This window comes from Romboutsia timonensis, assembly GCF_900106845.1.
Taxonomy (GTDB): Bacteria; Bacillota; Clostridia; order Peptostreptococcales; family Peptostreptococcaceae; genus Romboutsia; species Romboutsia timonensis.
Genome location: NZ_LT629850.1, coordinates 167,640 through 177,695 on the forward strand (window position 1 = coordinate 167,640; position 10,056 = coordinate 177,695).

10 protein-coding genes are annotated in these 10,056 nt (G+C 29.1%); 6 read left to right on the top strand and 4 right to left on the bottom strand.

Features of this window, described 5'->3' with window-relative positions:
- Positions 1-4: 4 nt before the first annotated feature.
- The 3 genes from hemZ to aspS all read left to right on the top strand — a co-directional run bounded on the left by hemZ (position 5) and on the right by aspS (position 4,734).
- Entirely contained in the window at positions 5-1,477 is a 1,473-nt protein-coding gene (hemZ, locus tag BN7997_RS03475) for a coproporphyrinogen dehydrogenase HemZ (RefSeq protein ID WP_071119492.1), read from the top strand.
- Positions 1,467-2,729 (top strand): histidine--tRNA ligase, encoded by a 1,263-nt coding sequence (hisS, locus tag BN7997_RS03480; protein ID WP_071119493.1) that lies wholly within the window; start codon positions 1,467-1,469, stop codon positions 2,727-2,729. Before hemZ ends, hisS begins: the two co-directional genes overlap by 11 nt.
- Positions 2,730-2,943: 214 nt before the next feature.
- Positions 2,944-4,734: an aspartate--tRNA ligase gene (gene aspS, locus BN7997_RS03485; RefSeq protein WP_071119494.1), complete on the top strand. Its 1,791-nt coding sequence runs from the start codon at positions 2,944-2,946 to the stop codon at positions 4,732-4,734.
- 36 nt (positions 4,735-4,770) lie between these two features.
- Here the strand turns inward: aspS and BN7997_RS03490 are convergent, their stop codons facing one another.
- Entirely contained in the window at positions 4,771-5,157 is a 387-nt protein-coding gene (locus tag BN7997_RS03490; RefSeq protein ID WP_071119495.1) for a DUF2500 domain-containing protein, read from the bottom strand.
- A gap of 187 nt (positions 5,158-5,344) precedes the next feature.
- Positions 5,345-5,530 (bottom strand): alpha/beta-type small acid-soluble spore protein, encoded by a 186-nt coding sequence (locus BN7997_RS03495; protein ID WP_071119496.1) that lies wholly within the window; start codon positions 5,528-5,530, stop codon positions 5,345-5,347.
- 378 nt (positions 5,531-5,908) lie between these two features.
- On the opposite strand from BN7997_RS03495, the gene BN7997_RS03500 reads away from it, so the two are divergent.
- Together BN7997_RS03500 and BN7997_RS03505 are read left to right on the top strand one after the other, a co-directional pair.
- Positions 5,909-6,169: a metal-sensitive transcriptional regulator gene (locus BN7997_RS03500; RefSeq protein ID WP_071119497.1), complete on the top strand. Its 261-nt coding sequence runs from the start codon at positions 5,909-5,911 to the stop codon at positions 6,167-6,169.
- A 12-nt stretch (positions 6,170-6,181) separates the two neighbouring features.
- A complete protein-coding gene (locus BN7997_RS03505; RefSeq protein WP_071119498.1) occupies positions 6,182-6,634 on the top strand; it encodes a SoxR reducing system RseC family protein in 453 nt (150 codons plus the stop codon).
- A 173-nt stretch (positions 6,635-6,807) separates the two neighbouring features.
- Here the strand turns inward: BN7997_RS03505 and BN7997_RS03510 are convergent, their stop codons facing one another.
- Together BN7997_RS03510 and BN7997_RS03515 are read right to left on the bottom strand one after the other, a co-directional pair.
- Positions 6,808-7,269: a threonine/serine exporter family protein gene (locus BN7997_RS03510; RefSeq protein WP_071119499.1), complete on the bottom strand. Its 462-nt coding sequence runs from the start codon at positions 7,267-7,269 to the stop codon at positions 6,808-6,810.
- Positions 7,269-8,057 (bottom strand): threonine/serine exporter family protein, encoded by a 789-nt coding sequence (locus tag BN7997_RS03515; RefSeq protein WP_071119500.1) that lies wholly within the window; start codon positions 8,055-8,057, stop codon positions 7,269-7,271. The genes BN7997_RS03510 and BN7997_RS03515 overlap by 1 nt, the downstream gene beginning before the upstream one ends.
- Before the next feature lie 237 nt (positions 8,058-8,294).
- On the opposite strand from BN7997_RS03515, the gene BN7997_RS03520 reads away from it, so the two are divergent.
- Complete coding sequence (locus tag BN7997_RS03520) at positions 8,295-9,665, top strand: hypothetical protein (RefSeq protein ID WP_071119501.1); 1,371 nt, start codon at positions 8,295-8,297, stop codon at positions 9,663-9,665.
- Positions 9,666-10,056: the final 391 nt, after the last annotated feature.

The window sequence follows — 10,056 nt, forward strand, 5'->3', positions numbered from 1 at the left end:
TAAAATGTTAAACGTAATATTAAAAAATCATGATTTTAAGTATGAAGTTGCAGAACTTATAAAATTATTTACTTCGGATTTTCAATTTGTAGAAAATAAAAGTTTTGGTATGGTATTAGAAAATACTCTTTTAGAGTACAACAATACTTTAATATCAACAAGTAAGTACTATGAAAATTATGAACTTAGATTTGAGTCATCTGAAAATATAAAAATTGATGGTTTAAGTGAACAAGAACTAAAAAAGCGTACTAAAGAAATGATAAAAAGAAGTATGTTTAACGTATTAAAAAAGAAGTTTAATACTTATGTACCATGGGGCATACTTACGGGAATAAGACCTGTTAAGATAGTTCATAACTTACTAGACAAAGGTATGAGTGATGAATATATAAGACAAAATCTAAAAGAAAATTATCTTATAATGGATGAAAAAATAGATTTAGCTTTAGAGATTGCAAAAAGAGAAAGACCTTTTATATATCCTATTGATGAAAATAAAATATCTTTATATATTGGAATACCGTTTTGTCCTACAAGATGTTATTACTGTTCATTCCCAGCTAACCCATTAAAGCAATTTGGGCATTTAAGAATGGAATATGTACAAAAGCTTATAGAAGAAGTTAAGGGAATGGCAAAAATACTAAAAGATACAAATAAAGAAATTGAAACTCTATACATTGGTGGAGGAACACCAACAGCACTTGAAAAAGAAGAGTTAGATATTTTAATAACTGCTTTATATAAAGAGCTAGATTTAAGTAAGATAAAGGAATTTACTGTAGAGGCAGGAAGACCAGATTCTATAACTAGAGGCAAGTTGGAAGTTCTTAAAAAGCATAATGTAAGTAGAATAAGTATAAATCCTCAAACTATGAATGATGAAACTTTAGAAAAAATAGGACGTGCTCATAGTGTTAGTGATATAGTTGATTGTTTCAATATGGCTAGAGAAATAGGATTTGATAATATAAATATGGACCTTATACTAGGCCTTGTAGATGAAGATTTAGAAATGGTTAGAAATACATTAGAAGAAATTAAAAAGCTTAATCCTGAAAGTTTAACTGTACATACATTAGCAGTTAAAAGAGCATCTAAATTAAAAGAAGATATAGAAAATTATGAACTTACAAGATACGAAGAAATGATAAAGATGATAGATTTATCTATGGAATATGCAAAGGAAATGGGACTTAACCCATATTATATGTATCGTCAAAAGCATATGTTAGGTAACTTAGAAAACATAGGATATGCAAAAGAAGGATATGAATGTATATATAATATTCAAATCATGGAAGAAAAGCAAAGTAACTATGCATTAGGTGCAGGATCTATATCTAAATTTGTATATGTTGATGAAGATAGAATTGAAAGAGTTGAAAACGTAAAGAACGTTGAGCAATATATAGATAGAGTTGATGAAATGATAGAAAGAAAGAGAAAGGAAATATATCAAAATGTTAACTAAAGCTCCAAGAGGAACAAAGGACATAACTCCAAAAGATGCATATAAATGGAATTATGTTGAAAATAAATTTAGAGAAATATGTTCATTATTTGGTTATGAAGAGATGAGAACACCAGTATTTGAACATACAGAATTATTTAAAAGAAGTGTAGGGGATACTACAGATATAGTACAAAAAGAAATGTACTCATTTACAGATAAAGGTGGAAGAGATATAACTTTAAAGCCAGAAGGAACAGCAGGTGTAGTTAGAGCATTTATAGAAAATAAATTATATGCTGATACTCAACCTACAAAATTATTCTACATAACGCCTTGCTTTAGATATGAAAGACCTCAAGCAGGAAGACAAAGACAATTCCATCAATTTGGAATAGAAGCACTAGGAAGTGACAAACCATCATTAGATGCAGAAGTTATAGCTTTAGCTGTACAATTCTTTACTGAAGTTGGACTTAAAGATTTAGCAGTAAGTATAAACTCAGTTGGATGTCCAACTTGTAGAGCAGAGTATAATGCTAGATTAAAAGAATACCTTGATGCTAAATCAGATGTATTATGTGAAACATGTTTAGAAAGAAAAGATAAAAATCCAATGAGAGTTATAGACTGTAAAAATCCTACTTGTAAGGAAAACTTAAATGATATACCTTTTATGGTTGATCATATATGTGATGATTGTAAAGATCACTTTGAAAAATTACAAACATATTTAAAAGAAATGGATATAAACTTTGTAGTTGATAAAACAATAGTTAGAGGTCTTGACTACTACAAGAAAACTGCATTTGAAATAATATCAAATGATATAGGATCTCAAAGTACAGTTTGTGGTGGTGGAAGATACGACGGACTTGTTGAACAATTAGGAGGACCTAAGGGTGTTAGTGGTATAGGATTTGCATTAGGTGCAGAAAGATTATTATTAACTATGGAAAATAATAATATAGAAATAGAAAATCCTTATGCTACTGATATATTTATAGTAACAATAGGTGATGAAGCGAAAACTAAGAGCTTTAAATTACTTAAGGATTTAAGAACAAACCACATAAGTGCAGAAAATGACCACTTAGATAGAAGTGTAAAGGCTCAATTTAAGTATTCTGATAAAATAAATGCTAAATTCACTATAGTTATAGGTGATGATGAATTAGCTAATGACACTGCTACATTAAAAAATATGTCAACATCAGAACAAACAACTATAAAATTAAGTGAAATAGTTCAAGAGTTAAAGTCTAGAATGTAATTAATACAAATATAGTTTAATTTGATAAATTCAGAATATGATTTAATTTAAATATATAAACTTAAGTCATATTCTGTTTGCTAGACAAGTTAAATATATTAGTGATAATATTATTAATATGTTTATAGAGAAGCTTTAAAAGCTTTATACATAGAATTATATTTAATATAAAAATAACTATTTATAGTTAAAATAAATACTTGGAGGATAAGCAATGGAAACTCTAAATGGCTTAAAGAGAACTCATTACTGTGGGGACTTAAGAGAAAGCAATATAAATGAAGAAGTTGTACTTATGGGATGGGTACAAAAGAAAAGAAACTTAGGGGGATTAGTATTCGTTGACCTAAGAGATAGAAGTGGATTATGTCAAATAATATTCGATACTGATGTAAATGCAGAAGCTTTTGCTAAGGCTGAAAAATTAGGTTCAGAATATGTTGTTGCAGTTAAGGGGAAAGTTGCAGAAAGATCATCTAAAAACCCTAACATGCCAACTGGAGATATCGAAGTATTTGCTACTGAATTAAAAGTATTAAATAAATCAGAAACACCACCAATATATATAAAAGATGACGATAACGTTTCAGAAGAGTTAAGATTAAAATATAGATACTTAGATTTAAGAAAACCATCTATGCAAAAGAATTTAATGTTAAGAAGTAGAGTTGCAGGTATAGTTAGAAACTACTTAACTGAAAATAATTTCTGTGAAATAGAAACTCCTTTCTTAATAAAACCAACTCCAGAAGGTGCTAGAGATTACTTAGTACCAAGTAGAGTTAATGAAGGTAAGTTCTATGCATTACCACAATCACCACAATTATTCAAACAATTATTAATGGTAAGTGGTATGGATAGATATTTCCAAATAGTTAAGTGTTTCAGAGATGAAGACTTAAGAGCTGACCGTCAACCAGAGTTCACTCAAATAGACTGCGAAATGTCATTTGTTGAAGAAGAAGACGTAAGAGCTATAATGGAAAAAATGATACAAAGAATATTTAAGGAAGTATTAAATGTAGAAGTTACATTACCACTTCCAGTTATGCCTTATGCTGAAGCTATGGAAAGATACGGTTCAGATAAGCCTGACACTAGATTTGGATACGAATTAACTAACATATCTGACATAGTTGCTAACTGTGGATTTGGAGTATTTGCAAATGCTACTAAAAAAGGTATGAGCGTTAGAGGTATAAATGTAGAAGGTAAAGCAGAAGAATTTACTAAAAAGCAAATAGGTAAATTAGAAGACCACGCAAAGACTTACAAAGCTAAAGGTCTTGCTTGGATGAAAGTTGGAGCAAACAGAGAAGTTACTTCACCAATAGCTAAATTCTTCACTGAAGAAGAAATGACTGCAATATTTGATAGAATGAATGCTAAAGAAGGCGACTTATTATTATTTGTTGCTGACAAGGATTCAGTAGTATTTGATGCATTAGGACAAGTTAGACTTGAAGTTGCAAGAAGACTTGACTTATTAGACAACAGTGTTTACAAAATGTTATGGGTAAATGAATTCCCATTATTTGAAGAAGATGAAGAAACAGGAAGATTTATAGCTAAGCACCACCCATTCACATCTCCAGTAGATGAAGACTTAGATAAATTAGAGAGCGGAGATAAGGCATCTTTAAGAGCTAAGGCTTATGATATAGTTATAAATGGATATGAAGTAGGTGGAGGAAGTGTTAGAATATTCAATTCTGACGTTCAAAAGAGAATGTTTAGTGCATTAGGACTTTCTGAAGAAGAAGCTTATGAAAAATTTGGATTCTTATTAGATTCATTCAAATATGGAACTCCTCCTCACGCAGGAATAGCATTTGGTATGGATAGATTAATAATGATACTTGCTGGAACTAATAACATAAAAGATGTTATAGCATTCCCTAAAAACCAAAGTGCAGTTTGTCCAATGACAAATGCTCCAGCAGTAGCAGATGAAGAACAACTTAAAGAATTAAGTATAAGAGTAGAGCTAGAAGATAAAGAGTAATATATAAAAAGTACCTCAGATTGAGGTACTTTTTTACTAAATTCTATTAAATTCAAGAAATCTAGTTCCTTGAAACTTAAGTTTACCATAGTCACCTTCTGCAATCATACCATATTCTTTACCATTAACACAAAATTCCGTTCTATCCTTACTTTCAAATTCAAAAGTAACATAATATGAAGTGTGACTAGAACTACCATGATGAACACCACTAGAATCTGTATGTGAGTTAGTATGTGAAACACTAATTCTTTTTGAAACAACTTTGCAGTTAATATCTAATATTGGTTGTTTGTTATTATTAGACCATTCTGAAATACCTTTTATTGCGTTTATTATAATTGTACCTACAATCAATGCAAATACTATAAAAAACATTATAGAAAACATATCAAATCCAGTTTCATACCCATATAAATCCATAAATATCCTCCCTGTATCATATTATATTAATAATATATATAATATGAGGATATATGGTAACAATTGGATTACAGTTATAATATTTATATTTATTTTTATAGATTTTTAGAAAAATGAGATAGTTTATTCAATAGTATTATTATATTTATCTACTAAAGCTTTTTCACCCATTTCAACAAGTTTTCTACTAGTCATTCCACCCGACTTCAACACCTGCTTTTATATTTTCAGCCATTCCATCTAAAGTACCCTGTGGAGCTAAACCTTCTATTTTGTCAGTTCTCATATTATAGTAATATCCTAATTCAGAAGATATTTCCATCTTAAGATTATTTAAAGCTTCTCTAGCATTACTTTTACTTTGTAAATCCATATTACTCCTCCTTAAACTTTCATATATAAATATCATTAACTCAAAATAAAGAAGTTATAACATAAAACTTAGAATAAAATAAAAAATTTACTTAGATTGATTGACATATTGGCTAAATACTTCACTCATTAACGATATATTCTTACTCATGCTACGAATTCATCTTTTGTTCAAAAACATAAGGTTTAAAATGATATCTTAATAGATTATAATAGGCTTTATTTACGGTTAAAATAAAATGGACTTAAGCAAAATTGTAAGAGCTAACAAAATAAGGTATAATAAATGGTAATAAAGAATAAAAAATATATAATATTTCAATGTATATGTAAGATTATTATAAATATAGTTAATCATAAATAATATAAGAGGTGTAAAATGCAAGATAAGGATATGCTTATAAAAAGATTAAATAGAATAGAAGGACAAGTTAAAGGTATACAAAAAATGGTAGATGAAGAAAGATATTGTATAGATATATTAACTCAAATATCAGCAATAAGATCGGCTATAAATAAAGTTGGATCTATAATACTAGAAAACCATATAAAGGGATGTGTGGTAAATAGTATAAAAGAAGACAATAGCGAAGAATCGATAGAAGAGCTTTTGAAAACTATAGATAAATTTATAAAATAGGGGGATTTGAAAATGAATCAACAGGGGTATATTGTTGAAATAGTGGATAGTGTAACTGCAAAACTAAAGTTAAAGCGTCACTTTGCATGTGCATCTTGTGGTAAGTGTGCAACTACATCTGAAGAAAAATATATAATAGTTGAGGCTGATAACACTATAGGTGCTAAAGTAGGGGATAGAGTAGAAGTTAATATGGAAACTGTAAATGTATTAAAAGCAGCATTTATAGCTTACACAATACCTTTATTAGCATTACTTTTAGGAACTGTAGGTACTTTCTATGGTTTAAAAGCAATAAATATTAAAAATAATGTAGAGATTATAAGTGGTGGAGCAGGACTAATATTTACTATTCTATCATTTTTAATATTAAAGAAAAATGACAAGAAGTTTAGAGATAGTAAAGAATATATACCTATAGTTACAAGAATAATTGTAAGTAGTGGGAATGAAATAAATTTATAAAATAAAAATAATAATATATTTGGCAAATATAAACATGGAGTATATAAATATATATAAATATTTAGATGAAGCAATATAGATAAAACATATATACATTGCAATTATCTAATAAATTATATATTAATATACTCCATTTGTATTTTAAGATTATTATATTGATATTTTAACTAAGTTTACTTGTTTTTATGAATTTTAGCTAATGAAACTATGTTTAAAGTTCTAGATAATGATGTAACAACTAAAACTCCAAGGGATATTGCTCCACCTACAAATAATACATTCGCACCTTTAGCTACTGCAAGTTCATAATTTGACTGAACTAAATAAAGCATTGTATTGTACATTCCAAGCCCTGGAACTAAAGGTATAATACCAGGTATTACAAATAATATTGCAGGATATTTTAATTTTCTAGCTAGAATTTCACTTATCAAGGCAACTAAAGCAGCAGCTAAAAAGTTTGATAATATATCGTTATTTGTAGCATTGATTAAACAATAATAAATACTCCAACCAATACCACCAGTTAGACCTGCTGGTATAAGGGCGAATTTAGGTACATTGAAAAATACTGAAAACCCAACGGTAGCAATAGTTGAGTATAAAAAATGCATGTAAACTGGCATATCTGTCATTAGAATACACCTCCTAATCTAACCCATAAATCTAATATTAAACCAACTCCACAAGCAATTGCTATAGCTGTCATACCTGCATCAAATGCACGAGCAACACCAGAAATTAAGTCTCCAGAAATTAAATCTCTAATACCTTTTATAAATGATACTCCTGGAAGTAGTGGCATAATAGAACCAACTATTAACATTCTTGGAGTATCAAGAATTCCAATGTGGCTAAGTAAAACTCCGACTATAGCTATGAATGTAGATGCTAATAGACTTGAGAAAGCAGGTATTGAGCTTAGTTTCATAATTTTATTGTAAAATATTACTGCAAATATTGAAGTTATAAAAGTACATAGGAAAGTTGCTAAATTATTCCCGCCTAAAAGTCCTGCGAAAAATGCAGAACCAATTCCTGTGCAAAAATATATTAGTTTTGAAGAGTAGCTGCTAGATTGAATTATATCCTTTAACTTGGCCATAGCATCATTTACTGTTAGGTCTGTATTACTAACAAACTCTCTAGAAAAATTATTAAGCAATGAGATTTTATTTAAATCTATAGATCTAGATTTAATTGTTTTCATAAAAGTTAATCCATCGAATCTATCATCAGATATTATTATTACAGTAGGCGATGTAAAGACATTTATGTGATTAAAACCTCTTGATTTACAAATTCTAAGTATACTATCTTCTACACGGTAAGTTTCTGCACCATTAGATAGCATGAGTTCTCCTATAAATAATGCTAGTCTAAGGATGTCTTTTTTATAATCTGTATTGTATTCACTATTCATAAAAAACCTCCTATAAAAATATATAAAGATTATATCAAATATTTCTCTATTATTATTTAAAAATACGATAAATTATAATTTATTTTGCCTAAAATGAGTAATTTTTATTAGCAAGTAGCTACAAGATACACTGTAAAAGCCAATATATTTACTAGATTTATATAAAATTTAAGTTAGGAACAAGTTTAATTAAAGTACATATAATTACTAATATCATAAATTTAAGGGGGAATAAAATTGGTACTAACAGGAGCTCATTACATCTACATTTTATTCATGGTAGTTGTATTAATAACTATGATTATGAAAAAAGAAAGTGTAATACCTTGTATATTAGGTATATTTGCGTTAGGCCTTTATTATACTAGAGACCTAATAGGGGCACTTGGAGCGATATTCTCAGCGTTAAGTGTAGCATTAAATGAATTAGGTCCAGTAATTATAATTATAGGTATTATGGTTGCGCTATCAAAGGCACTAGAAGAGAATAAAGCCATCGATTTTATGGTAGGTCCAATCTCTAAAGTAGTTAAAAACTCTACGAGTGCATTTTTCATATCAGGGATATTTATGTTTATAATGTCTTGGTTTTTCTGGCCATCACCAGCAACTGCACTTGTAGGAGCTATATTTTTACCAATAGCTATAAAAGCGGGTCTTCCTGCGATAGGACTTGCAATGGCTATAAATCTATTTGGTCATGGTATAGCACTATCTACTGATTTTATAATACAAGGTGCACCTTCTATAACATCAGGAGCAGCTGGTATAGAGGTAACTGAAGTTATGAGTGAAGGTATAATACTTTATATTGTAATGGCAGTGGTTACTATAGGGACAGCTTTTTATATGTTAAGAAAAGATTTAAAAAATGGAGATTTAAAATGTGAAATAGCACAAACAAAAGAAGTGGAAAAGAAAGATGTTTCTCTAACAGCTAAGATATCTATATGGTTAGTTATAATATCATTTATACTAGATATAATAGCTATGTATAAATTTGACCTTAAAGGTGGAGATGCTACTGGATTACTTGGAGCAACAGCTTTGATGTTATTAATAGTAATAAACTTTATGAACAATCCTAAAACAACACTTGATAAAGTTACAGATCAACTAGTGGGAGGATTTGTATTTGGTATAAAAATATTTGCAGTAATAATACCAATAGCAGCATTTTTCTATATGGGTGATATGCCTTTAGTAACAGTATTTGGAGATGTTTTAGCTGAAGGATCTCAAGGACTTTTAGGTGATATAGGTCTAGTTTTATCTGAAGCTGTTCCTTTCAATAAAGTTGCAGCTGCAAGTATAGAGACTGTAGTTGGTGGTATAACAGGACTTGATGGATCATCATTTTCTGGAATGTCTTTAGCTGGATCAACTGCAGCTGTATTTGGAACAGCTATAGGAGCAAATGTGGGAGCTTTATCAGCTTTAGGTCAAATAGCAGCTACATGGGTAGGTGGAGGATGTATAGTTCCTTGGGCATTAGCACCAGCAGCAGCTATATGTGGTGTAAAACCAGTTGATTTAGCTAAAAGAAATCTTATACCTGTAATGGTTGGACTTGTGGTTACGACGATAGTTGCCATGTTTATTATTTAGCTTTACAAAGATAGAGTATCTTATTATTTAGGATACTCTATTTTTATATAAATTTTATATAGCATTTAGAAAATTTATTATAGTTTGTATATATAAAGATAAATATAGATAATGATAATTAATGGAAAAAGCATAAAAAACAAAAAATATAAAAAAATTGTAAAAAAAGTGTTGACCAAATTATTTGAAGGTGGTATAGTTATACTTGTCCTTAAGAAAAGGGCAAAACAAAAAAATGAACTTTGAAAATTAAACAGTAGGTTGATTTATAGAATTGAAACTAACAAACCAAGCCAGATATTCAGATAATGATAGTCTGAGCAGGTAATCAAATTTATTTGAGCAACGGATGTATCTGAAGCGGTAGCGAAGATATATCGTTGGCGATATA

Excerpts from the sequence above, each read along its gene's own strand:
- BN7997_RS03490 (WP_071119495.1), bottom strand. The coding sequence starts at position 5,157 with ATGGATTTATATGGGTATGAAACTGGATTTGATATGTTTTCTATAATG.
- BN7997_RS03495 (WP_071119496.1), bottom strand. The coding sequence starts at position 5,530 with ATGGATTTACAAAGTAAAAGTAATGCTAGAGAAGCTTTAAATAATCTT.
- BN7997_RS03500 (WP_071119497.1), top strand. The coding sequence starts at position 5,909 with ATGCAAGATAAGGATATGCTTATAAAAAGATTAAATAGAATAGAAGGA.
- BN7997_RS03510 (WP_071119499.1), bottom strand. The coding sequence starts at position 7,269 with ATGACAGATATGCCAGTTTACATGCATTTTTTATACTCAACTATTGCT.
- hisS (WP_071119493.1), top strand. The coding sequence starts at position 1,467 with ATGTTAACTAAAGCTCCAAGAGGAACAAAGGACATAACTCCAAAAGAT.
- BN7997_RS03515 (WP_071119500.1), bottom strand. The coding sequence starts at position 8,057 with ATGAATAGTGAATACAATACAGATTATAAAAAAGACATCCTTAGACTA.
- aspS (WP_071119494.1), top strand. The coding sequence starts at position 2,944 with ATGGAAACTCTAAATGGCTTAAAGAGAACTCATTACTGTGGGGACTTA.
- hemZ (WP_071119492.1), top strand. The coding sequence starts at position 5 with ATGTTAAACGTAATATTAAAAAATCATGATTTTAAGTATGAAGTTGCA.
- BN7997_RS03505 (WP_071119498.1), top strand. The coding sequence starts at position 6,182 with ATGAATCAACAGGGGTATATTGTTGAAATAGTGGATAGTGTAACTGCA.